The 16,470-nt window shown below is 55.6% G+C and carries 17 protein-coding genes and 1 tRNA gene; 2 read left to right on the top strand and 16 right to left on the bottom strand.

Translation table 11 applies throughout. The annotated features are described in order from the left end of the window. Positions 1 to 2 precede the first annotated feature (2 nt). The 4 genes from B9Z35_RS04305 to B9Z35_RS04290 are packed head-to-tail and all read right to left on the bottom strand — an operon-like array spanning position 3 to position 3,501. Positions 3 to 989, bottom strand: coding sequence for a tripartite tricarboxylate transporter substrate binding protein (locus B9Z35_RS04305; protein ID WP_108282395.1), 987 nt, complete (start codon positions 987 to 989; stop codon positions 3 to 5). Positions 990 to 1,014: 25 nt separating this feature from the next. Further along, complete coding sequence (ligK, locus tag B9Z35_RS04300; protein WP_108282394.1) at positions 1,015 to 1,698, bottom strand: 4-carboxy-4-hydroxy-2-oxoadipate aldolase/oxaloacetate decarboxylase; 684 nt, start codon at positions 1,696 to 1,698, stop codon at positions 1,015 to 1,017. A 21-nt stretch (positions 1,699 to 1,719) separates the two neighbouring features. Then, entirely contained in the window at positions 1,720 to 2,754 is a 1,035-nt protein-coding gene (locus tag B9Z35_RS04295; RefSeq protein ID WP_108282393.1) for an amidohydrolase family protein, read from the bottom strand. A gap of 30 nt (positions 2,755 to 2,784) precedes the next feature. After that, positions 2,785 to 3,501 (bottom strand): substrate-binding domain-containing protein, encoded by a 717-nt coding sequence (locus B9Z35_RS04290; protein WP_108282392.1) that lies wholly within the window; start codon positions 3,499 to 3,501, stop codon positions 2,785 to 2,787. Positions 3,502 to 3,607: 106 nt separating this feature from the next. Here B9Z35_RS04290 and B9Z35_RS04285 point away from each other — a divergent pair, with 106 nt between their 5' ends. Next, positions 3,608 to 4,528: a LysR family transcriptional regulator gene (locus tag B9Z35_RS04285; protein ID WP_108282391.1), complete on the top strand. Its 921-nt coding sequence runs from the start codon at positions 3,608 to 3,610 to the stop codon at positions 4,526 to 4,528. Positions 4,529 to 4,535: 7 nt separating this feature from the next. Here the strand turns inward: B9Z35_RS04285 and B9Z35_RS04280 are convergent, their stop codons facing one another. From B9Z35_RS04280 to uvrB, 11 genes are all read right to left on the bottom strand, one after another. Next, entirely contained in the window at positions 4,536 to 5,465 is a 930-nt protein-coding gene (locus tag B9Z35_RS04280) for a tetratricopeptide repeat protein (protein WP_108282390.1), read from the bottom strand. 192 nt (positions 5,466 to 5,657) lie between these two features. Next, positions 5,658 to 5,732, bottom strand: a tRNA-Val gene (locus B9Z35_RS04275). A 35-nt stretch (positions 5,733 to 5,767) separates the two neighbouring features. After that, positions 5,768 to 6,481 (bottom strand): DNA polymerase III subunit epsilon, encoded by a 714-nt coding sequence (gene dnaQ / locus B9Z35_RS04270; protein WP_108282389.1) that lies wholly within the window; start codon positions 6,479 to 6,481, stop codon positions 5,768 to 5,770. A gap of 2 nt (positions 6,482 to 6,483) precedes the next feature. After that, the gene (gene fdx / locus B9Z35_RS04265) at positions 6,484 to 6,822 is read right to left on the bottom strand and encodes an ISC system 2Fe-2S type ferredoxin (protein WP_108282388.1); all 339 of its coding nucleotides are present in this window, start codon (positions 6,820 to 6,822) and stop codon (positions 6,484 to 6,486) included. Continuing rightward, positions 6,823 to 8,679, bottom strand: a complete 1,857-nt coding sequence (hscA, locus tag B9Z35_RS04260; RefSeq protein WP_108282387.1) for a Fe-S protein assembly chaperone HscA — start codon at positions 8,677 to 8,679, stop codon at positions 6,823 to 6,825. Between the two features lie 18 nt (positions 8,680 to 8,697). Next, complete coding sequence (hscB, locus tag B9Z35_RS04255; RefSeq protein WP_233246463.1) at positions 8,698 to 9,246, bottom strand: Fe-S protein assembly co-chaperone HscB; 549 nt, start codon at positions 9,244 to 9,246, stop codon at positions 8,698 to 8,700. Positions 9,247 to 9,259: 13 nt separating this feature from the next. After that, on the bottom strand, positions 9,260 to 9,583 hold the full coding sequence (gene iscA, locus B9Z35_RS04250; RefSeq protein WP_108282386.1) for an iron-sulfur cluster assembly protein IscA: 324 nt from the start codon (positions 9,581 to 9,583) through the stop codon (positions 9,260 to 9,262). Positions 9,584 to 9,674: 91 nt separating this feature from the next. Continuing rightward, positions 9,675 to 10,064, bottom strand: coding sequence for a Fe-S cluster assembly scaffold IscU (gene iscU / locus B9Z35_RS04245; RefSeq protein ID WP_108282385.1), 390 nt, complete (start codon positions 10,062 to 10,064; stop codon positions 9,675 to 9,677). Positions 10,065 to 10,079: 15 nt separating this feature from the next. Beyond that, positions 10,080 to 11,300, bottom strand: a complete 1,221-nt coding sequence (locus B9Z35_RS04240) for an IscS subfamily cysteine desulfurase (protein WP_108282384.1) — start codon at positions 11,298 to 11,300, stop codon at positions 10,080 to 10,082. Positions 11,301 to 11,345: 45 nt separating this feature from the next. Continuing rightward, the gene (gene iscR, locus B9Z35_RS04235) at positions 11,346 to 11,882 is read right to left on the bottom strand and encodes a Fe-S cluster assembly transcriptional regulator IscR (protein WP_108282383.1); all 537 of its coding nucleotides are present in this window, start codon (positions 11,880 to 11,882) and stop codon (positions 11,346 to 11,348) included. Positions 11,883 to 12,007: 125 nt separating this feature from the next. After that, complete coding sequence (uvrB, locus tag B9Z35_RS04230) at positions 12,008 to 14,059, bottom strand: excinuclease ABC subunit UvrB (protein WP_108282816.1); 2,052 nt, start codon at positions 14,057 to 14,059, stop codon at positions 12,008 to 12,010. Between the two features lie 224 nt (positions 14,060 to 14,283). Here uvrB and B9Z35_RS04225 point away from each other — a divergent pair, with 224 nt between their 5' ends. Continuing rightward, positions 14,284 to 15,480, top strand: a complete 1,197-nt coding sequence (locus tag B9Z35_RS04225; protein WP_108282382.1) for an amino acid aminotransferase — start codon at positions 14,284 to 14,286, stop codon at positions 15,478 to 15,480. 117 nt (positions 15,481 to 15,597) lie between these two features. Here the strand turns inward: B9Z35_RS04225 and ygiD are convergent, their stop codons facing one another. Continuing rightward, the gene (gene ygiD, locus B9Z35_RS04220) at positions 15,598 to 16,392 is read right to left on the bottom strand and encodes a 4,5-DOPA dioxygenase extradiol (protein WP_233246462.1); all 795 of its coding nucleotides are present in this window, start codon (positions 16,390 to 16,392) and stop codon (positions 15,598 to 15,600) included. Positions 16,393 to 16,470 lie beyond the last annotated feature (78 nt).

The raw sequence follows: 16,470 nt of genomic DNA, 5'->3' as shown, positions 1-16,470 counted from the left end.
TTTCAATCTAAGGACACTTGCGCTTTTTTGATGATCGCGCCAAAACGGTTGGACTCTGTTTGGATGTACGCGTTGAACTGCTCACGACTGACCAAGAAAGGCTCATAGGCGAATGACGCAAACTTCTCACGCACATCAGGTTCTGCCAAAGCTTTTTCGATGTCGCGTTGAATCTTGTCTGTGAGTACTTTGGGCAAGCCGCGTGGCGCAGCAATGGTGGTCCAGCCACTCACTTCGAAACCTTGTGGGCCTCCAGACTCACCCATCGTTGGCACATTGGAAAATCCACTCACGCGCTTGGGCGCTGCCACCGCCAAGTAACGCACCTTACCTGCGCGGTACATAGCCCCTACCGTGGCATTGGTACCCAGGGCGAATGACAACTCACCTGTGGCTACACCGCTGTAGAGCATGCTGGTTTCTTTGTAAATCACATGCTGCATGTCTGTGCCAGTGACCGACTCGAACAATGCCGAACCAAGATGAACCGGATTGCCCACTGACCAAGAGCCGTAGTTGAGTTTGCCTGGATTGGCTTTGGCATCTGCCATCAGATCGGCCACTGTTTTGTATTTGCTGTCAGTGGCAACCGCCAAAAAGAAATATGTTTTGAACAGCGGCAACAAAGGCTCAAAGTCGGCTTTCGCGTCATACGGCAACTTCTTAAACAAATGTGGATAGGCCGACAGATGCACACCATCCAATTGAATCAAGTCATGACCATCGGTCGCGCCACGCTTGAACGTATCAATGGCGATGAACCCATTACCGCCTGGCTTGTTTTCAACCACCACCGGCTTGCCCCATGTGCGGGACAACTTTTCCGCGACCAAACGCAGCAAGCCCTCTGGCCCGCTACCCACAGGAAACGGTGTGAGGATACGCACGGGTTTGGTGGGGAAGTCTTGGGCGTGTGCGGTTGTAACGCACACAGCCAAGGCCGCCATTGCAGTGGCAATCAACCAATGGCGTTTCGAGCAGTCAGTCATGATTCAGTCGGGAAAGTCATCGAAATTAATCGATGTACTTTAGGCCAGCAGCTGCCAAGGGCTCGCGCATTTTGTACATGTCAAGGCCCAGGATGCCAGAAGCCAATTTGTCGCGCTTCTCACCTTCAAAGCTCTCGCGTTTTTGTGCAGCAGCCAAAGTTTCTACAGCACGTGCGGCAGGCACACACACCACGCCGTCATCATCCGCCACGATCACGTCACCGGGTGTGACCAACATGCCAGCACACACCACGGGGATATTGACGGAGCCAATGGTGGCCTTGATGGTGCCTTTGCTGCTGATGGCTTTGCTCCACACAGGGAAGTTCATGCGTTGCAGCTCTTTCACATCGCGCACACCGGCGTCGATGATGAGGGCACGTGCACCACGTGCTTGGAATGATGTGGCCAACAAATCACCAAAGTAGCCATCGGTGCACTCAGCCGTGATGGCAGCGACCACGATGTCGCCGGGTTGAATTTGTTCAGCGGCCACATGCATCATCCAGTTGTCGCCGGGGTGCAAGAGCACAGTCACTGCGGTGCCCGACACTTGTGCGCCTGGGTAGATGGGACGCATGTAGGGCTTGAGCAAGCCCACACGGCCCATGGCTTCGTGCACCGTGGCAGAGCCCAAAGCGGCCAAGCCGTCTGCTGCTGCGCGGTCTGCGCGGTTGATGTTGCGGTACACAACGCCGAGTTCGTACATATGAAATCTCCTGAGAATGAATTAACGGCCTTGCGACTTGAGCTTGGTGTCCAAGCGTGAGAACACGCGACGTGCATTGCCTTCGTAAACCTGATGGCGCTCGTCGGCATTGAGGTTGAGCGTGGACTCGATGTAGCGCTTGGTGTCATCAAAGTAGTGGCCAGTTTCTGGGTCGATACCGCGCACCGCACCAATCATCTCGGAAGCGAACATGATGTTTTTGACCGGAATCACTTTGGTCAACAAGTCGATGCCAGGCTGGTGGTACACGCAGGTATCGAAGTAAATGTTGTTGAGCAAGTGCTCTGTGAGCAAAGGCTTTTTCAGCTCTTGCGCCAAACCACGGAAACGGCCCCAGTGGTAAGGCACTGCGCCGCCGCCATGCGGAATCAAGAACTTCAAAGTGGGGAAATCTTTGAACAGGTCAGAAGTTAAGCACTGCATAAAGGCAGTTGTGTCCGCATTCAAGTAATGCGCGCCCGTGGTGTGGAAGCAGCCGTTACAGCTGGTCGACACGTGAATCATGGCGGGAATGTCGTACTCGACCATCTTTTCGTAGATGGGGTACCAAGACTTGTCGCTCAAAGGTGGCGATGTCCAGTGGCCACCGGATGGATCGGGGTTGAGGTTGATGCCCACGTTGCCGTATTGCTCCACACACTTCACGAGTTCAGGAATGCATGTGGCGGGGTCGACACCTGGCGACTGGGGCAGCATGGCCGCAGGCACGAAGTTGTTGGGGAACAACTCAGCCACGCGGAAGCACAGCTCGTTACAGATGGCCGCCCAAGTGGATGACACTTGGAAATCGCCAATGTGGTGGGCCATGAAACTGGCACGTGGGCTGAAGATGGTGATGTCAGAGCCACGCTCTTTCATCTTCGCGAGTTGGTTGGTCTCAATGGTTTCGCGCAACTCGTCGTCGCTGATTTTTAAGTCAGACACTTTGGGCATAGACGCTGGGTCTTTGATGCCAGCGATTTGTTTGTTGCGCCATTCTTCTAATGCTTTAGGCGCTGTGGTGTAGTGACCGTGGACGTCAATGATGAGAGACATGAATACCCCTTACAGAATGAAATTTGAAAATTAAAGCCAGTCCATGCCTTGCTTGCGCTTGACGTCTTCCACGCCAGCCGAAGCCAAGAACTGTAAAAACGATTGCACCGCTGCCATGCGTGTGACGTCACCCGCGATGACGGCTGGAATACCCGACGAGAACGTGGTGATGAACGCCACATCCGTAGGCAAGGTGCCCAACACATCAATGCCGGGCAAGGCGATGAGCTCGCTCAACTGTTGAAAACCCAAAGCTGCTTTGCCACTCGCCACCAACGCACCCACTGGCGTGCCCGGTGGCGGCACAACGATGCGGGCCTTCACCTCGTCGGCGATGCCCCAACGCTCAAAGAGTTTTTCAAGGTACACGCCACTTGGGCCTGTGGAGTAGCTGAGCGTCGGACTGGCCAACACCGTCGCTTTCAAGGCTGCTTCGTTACTCAAGTCAGGACGCGCAGCACCTGCTTGAACGGCCACCGCCACAGGCGAACGTACCCAGTCGCAGCGCGAGCCAGTTTGCACATGGCCCGAGGCAATCAACTTATCAATCGCATCTGAGGCCAAGAGCACCATGTCAAATGCTTCACCCGCTTGCACGCGTTTGGCGGCATCCACACCGCCCACAGATTCGATCTGCACCGACACACCGGTTTGCGCAAGGTAAGCCTGCGTCAAATCGGCCAACAAAGCCTTGGTGGCCATGGACGAAATACCGCGCAGCACAAGTGATGAAGAAGATGTTTGCATGTGAATGATTCTAGAGATTTACCCCAGAAATACGCTTCAAATCAGCAACTAGCTGCTATAACGTTTTTAAATAACGGACAATAGGTTATTCAAATTCAAGAATTTCATGGAACTCAAACAAATCGAATCATTTGTGCGCGTAGCCGAGTTGGGCAGCTTCACCAAAGCGGCGCAGGCCTTGAACATTCCACAACCCCTTCTGAGCCGCCATGTGCGCCAGTTGGAAGTGGAGTTGCATCAAAACTTGTTGATGCGCAATGGCCGCGGCGTGACAGTGACCGAAGCTGGCTTGGTCATGCTCGAACACGGGCGGGGCATCTTGCACCAAGTGGCGGTCGCCCAAGAAGAGTTGGGCTCTGTGCGCGGTGCTTTGGCGGGGCGTGTGTCCATTGGTTTACCCCCTAGCCTTTCGAAGCTGGTAACCGTGCCATTGACCATGGCATTTCGTAAAACACTGCCTCATGCGCAGCTGTCGCTCACCGAGGGCTTCTCGGTGTTGATGGTGGAGAGTTTGCGTGCAGGCCGTCTCGACATGGCTGTGCTCTACAACCCTGCGCCCTCCCCTGATCTGGATATGACGGTGCTGCATGAGGACACCTTGGTATTGATTGCTGGCAAAAAGAGCAAGCCTCTTTCGACTGATACAACACTCAAAACCGTGGTCCAACTCTCAGAGTTAGCCAAGCTACCCCTGATCGCACCGAGCCGACCCAATGCCTTTCGTTTGTTGATTGACACCGAAATGCTGCGACTCAACTGCAAGCCCAACATCGTGCTGGAGATTGACGGCTTGAACGCGATTTTGGAGTTGGTCAAAGAAGGCATGGGCTATGCCGTGTTGCCCGCCTACACCCTGAGCAACTTTGCCAAGCCCGAAGACTTCACCACCCATCGCGTGGAAAAACCCAAGCTCATGAGCCAGCTCATGCTGGTGTGGTCAGCACGCCGCCCCATGACGGCCACGCACAAAGCAGCCATGAAGCTCACGCAAGACGTGGTGTCTCAGGCCCTGTTAGCGACTGGCTGACCTGCAATTACCAGCTGTCATCGCCAGAGCCACCTGAATCAGCGCTGTCCCAATCGCTGCCAGAACCAGCATCGAATCCGCCAAGGTCTGGTTGAGGGGATGTGTCAAAAGGCACGTAGCCGCCGTTGTCTGTCATGGGTGATGCACCCGTAGATGCAGGTGCAGGTGCAGCAGTATGGTGATCACCCTCTAAGGCTTTGGACAAGGCATAGCCTGCAGCCACGCCTGCTAAGCCCCCCACCACAGCACCCGTCATGGTAGAGCCACCGCTGGCGGGCTGTGCGTACCCCTGAGGGCCATAACCTTGAGGCGCATACCCAGCAGGCGCCGCATTGGGTGTGAACTGTGCGCCAAAACCACGCTGTGCGGGCGCTGTACCCATGGGTGTTGTTGCTGGTGCATATGCGGTTGCATTAGCGTTGCCAGCGGCATAGCTAGCAGAGCGGCGCAGCCACAGACCCAGCACCACCAAGCCTGCAATCGCCAACCATACGTACGTCAAGGATGAGCCAGCGCCGTTAGCAGAAGCTTCAGGTACAGCCTTGGTAGCCGCGTGCGTACCGGGCGCGACTGAGGGCTCCATCACCACGGAGGATGTGGGCGCAGCAGCCAAGTCATTGACTTTGGCCAACACGGCATGGAATTTTTCGGGGCTGGTCGCGAACTTCAAAGAAGGGTCAATGTCTTTGGCTTTTTGCAATTCGGTTTGTGCTTCTTTGTAACGGTGCACATGCGCCAAGACTTGACCAAGTTCGTAATGCGCTTTGGCACTTTGCGGTTTATCTTGCAACACCTCGCGCAGCATCGTTTCAGCTTGCGTGTATTGCCCCGCAGTCACAGCTGCTTCAATCTCTTTGGGCGTGGGCAACGCCAAAGCCAGACTCGCGGCCAAAACGAATACACCCGCAACAACAGATTTCAACAATCGAGACAACATGCAATACCTTTCAATCCAATCTGAACACCTCAGTGGCGTTGCATTGTGCAACACCGATGTGACGATTCACATGATGCCTAGATGGGCGTCATCAGCAGAAATACAAGGGGGATGAAGGTGCAGCAGAAACGAAAAAGGCTCCTTGCGGAACCTTTGACATGTGCTTTTGAGAAGCGATTGATTTAGTAAAGATGGTGGGCGATGCAAGTTTCGAACTTGCGACCCCCACAGTGTGAATGTGGTGCTCTACCCCTGAGCTAATCGCCCATCTTTACCGTTTTCCATCTCTGGAAAGACCGTAATTATGCCACAGAATTTTCCAGATTTCGCCAAACAGTTTTTCCGCCACTCGATTTATCCAACTGAGCCAGCACATCGTCGTGTTGCGTCATCTCTGCTTCACTCGCGGCAATCACGGGCAGCTGGTAGCTGCGCAGGTCCACGCGCTCGGTGGTGCGGGTTTGTTCGTCGTTGCTCTCCACCTCCATGAGCAAGGCATCTTGGCCACGCGTCATGTTGATGTACACATCGGCCAACAGCTCGGCATCAAGCAAGGCGCCGTGCAATGTACGGCCAGAGTTGTCGACCTCTAAGCGGTCACACAAGGAGTCAAGCGAGTTGCGCTTGCCTGGGAACATTTCTTTGGCCATCACCAAGGTGTCGGTGATGCCATCCACATAGCTGGTGAAAGGTTTGTGACCTTGCAGCTCTAGCTCTTTGTTCAAAAAGCCCACGTCAAAAGGCGCGTTGTGAATGATGACTTCTGCGCCTTCGATGTATTCCAGAAACTGGTCGACCACTTCGGCGAACTTTGGCTTGTCTTTCAAGAACTCATTGGTGATGCCGTGAACGCGCAAGGCGTCTTCATGGCTGTCACGCTCAGGGTTCAAATAGAAATGCAAGTTGTTGCCCGTGAGCTTGCGGTGCAGCAGCTCAACACAACCGATCTCAATGACGCGGTCGCCGTTGTCGGCCGACAGGCCTGTGGTTTCGGTGTCTAGAAAAATCTGGCGCATGGTCAGTGGTTTTCTTTGGCGTGGTTGATGGTGTACTTTGGAATCTCCACCACCAAGTTTTGCTGGGCCACGATAGCTTGGCAGCTTAGGCGTGAGTTGGGCTCCAAGCCCCAAGCGCGGTCAAGCAAATCGTCTTCATTTTCATCGGCTTCGTTGAGTGACTTGAACCCCTCGCGCACGATGACGTGGCAGGTGGTGCAAGCGCAGCTCATGTCGCAGGCGTGTTCAATGTTGATGTAGTGCTCCAACAGCACTTCGCAGATGGTGCTACCAGCAGCGGCTTGCAGCTCTGCGCCCTGCGGGCAGAGTTCGGCGTGGGGCAAGATTTTGATGATGGGCATTTAGATGTTCTCGATGTTTTGTCCGGCCAAGGCGTGTTGAATGCCTCGGTTCATGCGTTGGGCGGCGAAAGCTTCTGTGCCTTTGGCCAGTGCTTCGGTGATGGCTTCAATGGCAGCTGCGTCTTCTAGCTTTTTAGCATCGAGCGTGGCTGCCATCAACGCGTCGATGCGTGTGCGGTCTTCGGTTGACAGCAAATCGCCATCGGCTTGCAAAGCACTTTGCGTGGCCAGCCACATGCGGTCGGCGTCTACGCGGGCTTCGACCAAAGCACGTGCCTTGATGTCTTGCTCGGCAGTTTTAAAACTGTCTTGCAGCATGGCTGCAATTTGATCGTCAGACAAACCATACGATGGTTTGACCGTGATGTTGGCTGTGACGCCGCTGAGCTGCTCTAACGCGCCCACGCTCACCATGCCATCGGCATCGACCGTGAAGGTCACACGAATGCGCGCAGCGCCTGCGGCCATGGGTGGAATACCGCGCAGCTCAAAGCGGGCCAAGCTGCGGCAATCGGCCACCATGTCACGCTCGCCCTGCACCACATGCAAAGCCAAAGCGGTTTGACCATCTTGGTAAGTGGTGAAGTCTTGCGCCATCGCGGTGGGAATGGTTTGGTTGCGCGGCACGATGCGCTCCACCAAACCGCCCATGGTTTCAATGCCGAGCGACAAAGGAATTACGTCCAACAACAGCAACTCGCCATCGGGGTTATTGCCTGCGAGTTGGTTGGCTTGAATGGCAGCACCAAGCGCCACCACTTCGTCTGGGTTGAGGTTGTTCAGCGGTGCGCAGCCCAACAGATCAGCCACGGCTTGCTGCACTTGCGGCATGCGGGTGGAGCCGCCGACCATGACCACGCCTTGAATGACATCTTTGCTGAGCTTGGCATCGCGCAAAGCTTTGCGCACAGCAGACAAGGTGCGCTGGGTCAAAGCTGCAGTAGCAGCTTCAAACTCGGCGCGTGTGACGGTGTGGCGCAATGCACCGCTCGACAAGGCCACGTCAAACGTGGCGCTATCAGCTGCAGACAACGCTTCTTTGCAAGCACGCGCAGCCACCAACACATTCGATTTATCAGCCGGTGTCGCAATGACGCAGCTGGTTTGGGTTTGCACCCAATCGACCAAAGCGCGGTCGTAATCGTCACCGCCCAAAGCGGAATCACCACCGGTGGCCAACACTTCAAACACACCGCGTGTCAAACGCAGCACAGAGATGTCAAACGTGCCACCCCCGAGGTCGTACACGGCGTAAACGCCTTCGCTGGCTTGGTCTAAACCGTAGGCAATGGCTGCAGCTGTGGGTTCGTTGATGAGGCGCAGCACGTTGATGCCGGCGAGCTGCGCGGCATCTTTGGTGGCTTGGCGTTGGGCATCGTCAAAGTACGCGGGCACGGTGATGACCGCACCGTACAAATCGTCGTTGAATGTATCTTCGGCACGGAAGCGCAAGGTGGCCAAAATTTCGGCGCTCACCTCAACGGGCGACTTCTCACCCACACGGGTTTGAATGGCCAACATGCCGGGCTTGTCTACAAACACATAGGGCAGCTGGTCGCGGTTGACAATGTCAGCCACGCCACGGCCCATGAAGCGCTTGACAGACACCAGCGTGTTTTGTGGGTCTTCGGCTTGCGAAGCCAATGCAGCGCGGCCAATTTGACGGCCATCGTTCTCAAGGTAACGCACCGCCGACGGCAAGATGACATGACCTTCTGCATCGGGCAAGCACTCGGCAAAGCCGTTGCGCATGGAGGCCACAAGCGAATGGGTGGTGCCCAAGTCAATGCCCACCGCGATACGTCGCTGGTGTGGGTCTGGGGCTTGGCCAGGTTCGGAAATTTGTAACAACGCCATAGGTGTGTATTGTCGCTTTCAGGAGGCGTCTAGTTGGTCAATTCGGGCTTCGATGTCGTGCAAAAACTTCTCGATGAACATCAGCCCCCTCACCTGCTGCGCGGCAGCGGGCAGGTCGTGTGCGGCGTCGATGAGCTGGGCGCATTGCTGCAAGGCTGTTTTGTGGGCTTGCTGCACTTCGTCAAACAAGGCTTCAAGCGCGGCCACATCCGTGGCATCATCCATGGCTTCACGCCATTCCATGTGCTGCATCAAAAATGCAGCGGGCATGGCGGTGTTGTTCTCGGCTTGAATGGGTGCGCCGCCCAATTCGCACAAATAGGCGGCGCGGCGCATCGGGTCTTTGAGGCGTTGGTAGGCCTCGTTGATACGCACAGACCACTGCATGGCCACCCGTTGCGCGGCGGTGCCTTGAGAGGCAAATTTGTCGGGATGGGCTTCGCGTTGCAAGTCTTTCCAACGCGCATCGAGATGAGCGCGGTCTTGTGCAAATTGCGCGGGTACGCCGAAGAGTTCAAAGTCGCTGACCGCGAGCTGGGCCGACAACGGCTTGGCCGGTTCGCTCACGTCACGCCTCGCTTTAGATACGGAACGATTCGCCGCAACCGCAACGGTCACGTTCGTTCGGGTTCAAAAACTTGAAACCCTCGTTCAGGCCTTCGCGCACAAAGTCGAGCTGCGTGCCGTCGATGTAGGCCAAGCTCTTGGGGTCGATCAACACCTTCACACCGTGGTCTTCAAAGATCACGTCTTCAGGTTCTTGCTCGTCCACGTACTCCAACTTGTAAGCCAAGCCAGAGCAACCCGTGGTCTTGACGCCCAAGCGCACGCCCAAGCCCTTGCCACGTTTGGCAAGGTAGCGGGTCACGTGTCGTGCCGCGGCTTCAGTCAGTGTGATCGCCATTTAGCGGGCCTCCTGCAGAGCCGCCTCAAAGGAGGACCAGCCCCCTTGGGGGGCAGCGAATACATGAAATGATGAGCGTGGGGGCATAACGTTACGCCGCAGCGTGTTTCTTTTTGTAATCATCCACAGCCGCTTTGATGGCGTCTTCCGCCAAGATGGAGCAGTGAATTTTCACAGGGGGAAGCGCCAGCTCTTCAGCGATTTCGCTGTTCTTCAAAGCTGCTGCTTCGTCCAAGGTTTTGCCCTTGACCCACTCGGTCACGAGTGAGCTAGAAGCGATGGCAGAGCCGCAACCGTAGGTTTTGAAACGTGCATCTTCAATCACGCCCGTTGTTGGGTTGACTTTGATTTGCAACTTCATCACGTCGCCGCAAGCGGGCGCGCCCACCATGCCGGTGCCCACAGAGTCGTCGCCCTTGTCAAAGGAGCCAACGTTGCGGGGGTTTTCGTAGTGGTCAACCACTTTTTCAGAATAAGCCATGGTGAATCTCCTAAATTAATGCGCAGCCCATTGGATGGTGCTGATGTCGATGCCTTCTTTGTACATGTCCCACAAGGGGCTCAGTTCACGCAGCTTGGCCACGTTGAGGCGAATGGTTTCGATGGCGTAGTCAATTTCTTCTTCGGTGCTGAAACGACCAATCGTCATGCGCAAGCTGCTGTGTGCCAACTCATCGCTACGGCCCAAGGCACGCAACACATAGCTGGGCTCTAAGCTGGCCGAGGTACAAGCAGAACCCGACGACACCGCCAAGCCCTTGATACCCATGATGAGTGACTCGCCTTCCACATAGTTGAAACTGATGTTCAAGTTGTGGGGCACACGGTGTTCCATGTTGCCGTTGATGAAGACTTGCTCCATGTCTTTGAAACCATCGAGCAAACGCTTTTGCAAAGCTTTGGCTTTGGCCAAGTCTTTGGCCATGTCTTCTTTGGCAATGCGGAATGCTTCGCCCATGCCCACGCACTGGTGCGTTGGCAACGTACCGCTGCGCATGCCGCGCTCGTGGCCACCACCGTGCATTTGCGCTTCCAAGCGCACGCGAGGTTTGCGACGCACATACAAGGCACCAATACCCTTGGGGCCATAGGTTTTGTGTGAAGCCAAGCTCATCAAGTCGACAGGTAAGGTGGCCAAATCGATCTCAACTTTACCGGTGGCTTGTGCAGCATCCACGTGGAAGATGATGCCTTTTTCACGGCACATCGCACCAATGCCAGCGATGTCTTGGATCACGCCGATTTCGTTGTTCACGAACATCACGCTGATCAAAATGGTATCGGGGCGAATGGCCGCTTTGAGCGCGTCCATGCTCAGCATGCCGTCTTCTTGCACGTCCAAGTAAGTCACCTCAAAGCCTTGACGCTCGAGTTCACGCATGGTGTCAAGCACGGCTTTGTGCTCGGTCTTCACCGTGATGAGATGCTTGCCCTTGGACTTGTAGAAATGCGCAGCGCCTTTGATGGCGAGGTTGTTGGATTCAGTCGCTCCAGAAGTCCACACGATTTCACGTGGGTCAGCGCCAATGAGTGCGGCCACGTCTTCACGGGCTTTTTCAACAGCGGCTTCGGCTTCCCAGCCCCATGCGTGGCTGCGAGAAGCGGGGTTGCCAAAGTGCTCGCGCAACCAAGGAATCATGGCGTCCACCACGCGTGGGTCGCACGGATTGGTCGCGCCGTAGTCGAGGTAAATGGGGAAATGGGGTGTCATGTCCATGATGGGTCAATCAAAAAATTAAATAGGTGTGAGAGTTTTTGCGACTTAAGGCTTGGCAAATGCGTTGCCTAAAGCGAACACCGAGTTGGGTGCATTGACGCGAATGGGTTTCACCACGGGCATGGGCTGGATGGCTCGCTTCAAAGTGGGTTTGTTTTCAATCTCAACGCCCTTGGCGATTTGTTCATCCACCAACTTTTGCAGGGAAACGGAGTCCAAAAACTCGACCATGCGTTGGTTGAGTGAAGCCCACAGCTCGTGCGTCATGCAACGGCCAGTTTCACCCAAACAGTTTTCTTTGCCGCCGCAGTGGGTGGCGTCGATGGGTTCGTCCACCGACAAGATGATGTCGGCCACGGTGATGTCGGCAGCTTTGCGACCCAGCGAATAGCCGCCACCGGGGCCACGGGTGGATTCCACCAAGTCATGGCGACGCAGTTTGCCAAAGAGCTGCTCGAGGTAAGACAACGAGATTTGTTGACGCTGACTGATGGCAGCCAATGTGACGGGGCCGCTGTTTTGACGCAGGGCCAAATCGATCATGGCAGTGACCGCAAAACGGCCTTTAGTGGTGAGACGCATGGCAAGCTCCTTCAGGTTTGGGCTTTGTCGACTAATTAGGTCAAGTATAGCTTAATCCCCACGGATTTGCTCGGGTACTCAGCGAATAACCCTATTTGTCGATGACAAGGCCCAAGGGTTGGCGGTCAGGCTTTTTGCGCCAGCACAGCCACGTTGTCGTGCCCTGCCCCACCAAAAGCTTGCTCGCGCAAGGTGGCCAGTTGGTCACGCACACGGGCAGCGTTTTCGAACTCGAGGTTGCGGGCGTGTTCCATCATCAACTTCTCTAGACGTTTGATTTCTTTGGCCACGTCGCGTTCGCTCATGTCTTCGATGGCGGCGCGTTGGATCTCGCGTTCTTGGGCTTCTTTGCCCGCCTTCTCGCTGTAAACACCATCGATCAAATCGCGCACTTGCTTGAACACACCACGAGGGGTGATGCCCATCTCGAGGTTGTGCGCGATTTGCTTGGTGCGGCGACGCTCGGTTTCGCCAATCGCTTTTTTCATCGACTCGGTCATGCGGTCGGCATAAAGAATGGCTTTGCCACTCAGGTTACGCGCTGCACGGCCAATGGTTTGAATCAAGCTGCGCTCTGAGCGCAAGAAGCCCTCTTTGTCGGCATCCAGAATGGCCACCAGCGACACCTCTGGCAAGTCAATGCCTTCGCGCAGCAAGTTGATGCCCACCAGCACATCAAAAGTGCCCAAGCGCAAGTCGCGCAAGATCTCCACGCGCTCCACCGTGTCCACATCGCTGTGGATGTAGCGCACCTTCACACCGTTGTCGGTCAAGTAATCGGTCAGCTGTTCGGCCATGCGCTTGGTCAGCGTGGTGATGAGCACACGCTCGTTCAACTCGACCCGAATACGAATTTCTTGCAACACATCGTCCACTTGGTGCGTGGCTGGGCGCACTTCCACCAAAGGATCGACCAAGCCTGTGGGGCGCACCAACTGCTCCACCACTTTGCTGGCGTGGGTCTTTTCATAGTCAGCGGGCGTGGCCGACACAAACACCACTTGGCGCATGCGCTTTTCAAACTCTTCCAGCTTGAGAGGGCGGTTATCCAAGGCGCTGGGCAAACGGAAACCGTATTCCACCAGCGTGGTCTTACGCGCACGGTCTCCGTTGTACATGCCGCCAAGCTGGCCAATCATGACGTGGCTTTCGTCCAAGAACATCACCGAGTCTTTGGGCATGTAATCAGTCAAGGTACTGGGCGGCGCACCAGGAGGTGCGCCCGACAAATGGCGGGTGTAGTTCTCAATGCCTTTGCAGTGGCCGACTTCGCTGAGCATCTCAAGGTCAAAGCGTGTGCGTTGCTCTAAGCGCTGCGCTTCGACCAGTTTGTTCATGCCCACCAGCTCTTTCAAACGGTCGGCCAACTCCACCTTGATGGTTTCTACGGCTGCCAACACGCGGTCACGCGGCGTGACATAGTGGCTGGAAGGGTAAATCGTGAAGCGCGGAATCTTTTGGCGAATGCGGCCCGTGAGTGGGTCAAACAGTTGCAAGCTTTCAATTTCGTCATCAAACAACTCAATGCGAATCGCCAGCTCGGAGTGTTCAGCGGGAAACACATCAATCGTGTCGCCACGCACGCGGAATTTGCCGCGTGAAAAGTCTTGGTCGTTGCGCTCGTACTGCATGCGCACCAGCTGGGCGATGGCATCGCGCTGGCCCACTTTGTCGCCAGCACGCAGCGTCATGATCATCTGGTGGTAGCTCTCGGGCTCACCAATACCGTAGATGGCCGACACCGTGGCCACCACGATCACATCACGGCGCTCCAAGATGCTCTTGGTGCAGCTCAAACGCATTTGCTCGATGTGCTCGTTGATGGCGCTGTCTTTTTCAATGAACAAATCGCGCTGGGGCACATAGGCCTCGGGCTGGTAGTAGTCGTAATAGCTGACGAAATACTCCACTGCGTTGTTGGGGAAGAACTCACGAAACTCGCTGTACAACTGCGCGGCCAAGGTTTTGTTGGGCGCAAAGATGATGGCGGGACGTCCCAGCTGGGCAATGACGTTGGCCATGGTGAAGGTTTTGCCCGAGCCCGTCACACCCAACAGGGTTTGAAACACCTCGCCATCGTTCACCCCTTCCACCAATTGGGCAATGGCCGTGGGCTGGTCGCCCGCAGGTGGGTACGGCTGAAACAACTCAAACGGCGAGCCTGGGTAGCTGACCATCGTGCCCTTTGGCTGTTCTGGCGCTTCTGTGGCGGCTAGCGATGCGTCAGGAAGTGTTTCTGCGGTGTCAGACATGGTGGTGCAAACGGTATGGCTCGAAAAAAACGCATGATTTGAAAAACCATACGGGTTGACCCTTAAAATTAGGGCCGAACACGCAAGCCTACCGCAGACTGCGACTGTTTACCTAAGCTCCCCTCTTTATCCGTGATCAAGGACTGACGATGTCAATGTTTACCGCTGTCGAAATGGCACCCCGCGACCCTATCTTGGGTCTCAACGAGCAATACAACGCCGACACCAACCCCAACAAGGTCAACCTCGGCGTGGGTGTGTACTTCGACGACAACGGCAAACTGCCCCTGTTGCAATGCGTGCAAGCCGCAGAAAAAACCATGATGGCCACGCCCACTGCACGCGGCTACTTGCCTATCGACGGCATCGTGGCATACGACGCCGCCGTCAAAGGCTTGGTCTTCGGTGCTGACTCTGAGCCCGTCACCTCTGGCCGCGTGGCCACAGTGCAAGGCATTGGCGGCACAGGGGGCTTGAAAATCGGCGCAGACTTCTTGAAGCGCTTGAACCCCAACGCCACCGTGTTGATTTCTGACCCCAGCTGGGAAAACCACCGCGCTTTGTTCACCAACGCCGGTTTCAAGGTCGACACCTACGCTTATTACGACGCTGAAAAACGCGGCGTGAACTTTGAAGGCATGTTGGCCTCACTCAACGCGGCCGCTGCAGGCACCGTGGTGGTGTTGCACGCCTGCTGCCACAACCCAACCGGCTACGACATCACTGCGGCCCAATGGGACCAAGTGGTGGCCGTGGTCAAGGCTAAAAACCTCACTGCATTCTTGGACATGGCCTACCAAGGCTTTGGCCACGGCATTGCCGAAGACGGCGCTGTGATTCAAAAATTCGTGGCCGCTGGCCTGAACTTCTTTGTGTCCACTTCATTCTCTAAAAGCTTCAGCTTGTATGGCGAGCGAGTGGGTGCTTTGAGCGTGTTATGCGCTGACAAAGAAGAATGCAGCCGCGTGTTGTCTCAACTCAAAATCGTGATTCGCACCAACTACTCCAACCCACCTATCCACGGCGGTGCGGTGGTGGCTGCGGTGTTAAACAACCCAGAGCTGCGCGCTTTATGGGAAAAAGAATTGGGCGAAATGCGCGTGCGCATCAAAGCCATGCGTCAAACCTTGGTCGACGGTCTCAAAGCCGCTGGCGTGAAGCAAGACATGAGCTTCATCACCACACAAATCGGCATGTTCAGCTACTCAGGTTTGAGCAAGGACCAAATGGTTCGCTTGCGTTCTGAGTTTGGTGTGTACGGCACCGACACAGGCCGCATGTGCGTGGCTGCGTTGAACAGCAAAAACATCGACTACGTGTGCCAAGCTATTGCGAAAGTGATGTAACAGCACACCGATTGCACGCACTTCGTGCAGCCAAGAAAAAGGGCCTTCACAGGCCCTTTTTTCATTTGCATATGCACCTCAGTGCTAGTGAGCGCAGCCCGCTCGACGGAACTCTGCTTAACCCCAAATGACCGAGCGCATAGCAATCGAAGCGAACTGATAGCCCTCGTTGAAAAACTCAACCGACTCACCCGCTTCTACCGCGCCTGCAGCGTAGAGCAAAGGCAAGAAGTGGTCGTAGCTGGGGTGAGACATCTTCGCTATCTCACCTTGGTCTTGAAAGTCAACCAGCGCCTCTAGGTGGCCAGAGGTAATTTGCTGAGCCACCCATTGGTCAAACTCAATCGCCCAGTCATAGGCTTGGTTGTCAGCGGCTGAACGGTTCATGGTGCGCAGGTTGTGCACGGTGTTGCCGCTGGCCAAAATGAGTACGCCCTGCTCACGCAAGGCACGTAACTGTTGGCCCAAAGCGAAATGCTCAGAGGCTGGGCGGTGGTAGTCGATGCTCAGTTGCACCACCGGAATATCTGCCTCAGGAAACATGGGCTTGAGTACACCCCACGCGCCGTGGTCTAAGCCCCAAGCGCTCAGATCCACGCCCACGGGGTGGCCGCTGTTGGGCTGACGCAGCTGCTGTGCTGTTTGTGAAGCCCACTCAGGCGCACCGGGTGCGGGGTATTGCTGGTCGAACAGTTCTTGTGGAAAACCGCCAAAGTCGTGAATGGTTTTGGGTTGGGCCATGCCCGTCATCCACCAGCCTTCAGTGATCCAGTGGGCCGAGATACACAAAATGAGTTTGGGCTTGGGCCAATGCACACCAAACTGGGCGCCCAAGTCTTGCCATGCGCGGCGATAAGGGCTGTCCTCGATCACGTTCATGGGGCTGCCATGGCCGACAAACAGAACCGGCATGCGTGTAATATTTATGTATGAATTCACAATTAGCCTTAGCGAGTGCTTGAATGACGCAGATTGGGGGACAGACTCCAT

This window comes from Limnohabitans sp. Jir61 (assembly GCF_003063545.1).
Classification (GTDB): domain Bacteria; phylum Pseudomonadota; class Gammaproteobacteria; order Burkholderiales; family Burkholderiaceae_C; genus Limnohabitans.
The sequence above is the reverse complement of the archived record's forward strand: the minus strand, read 5'-3'. Positions and strand labels throughout refer to the sequence as shown.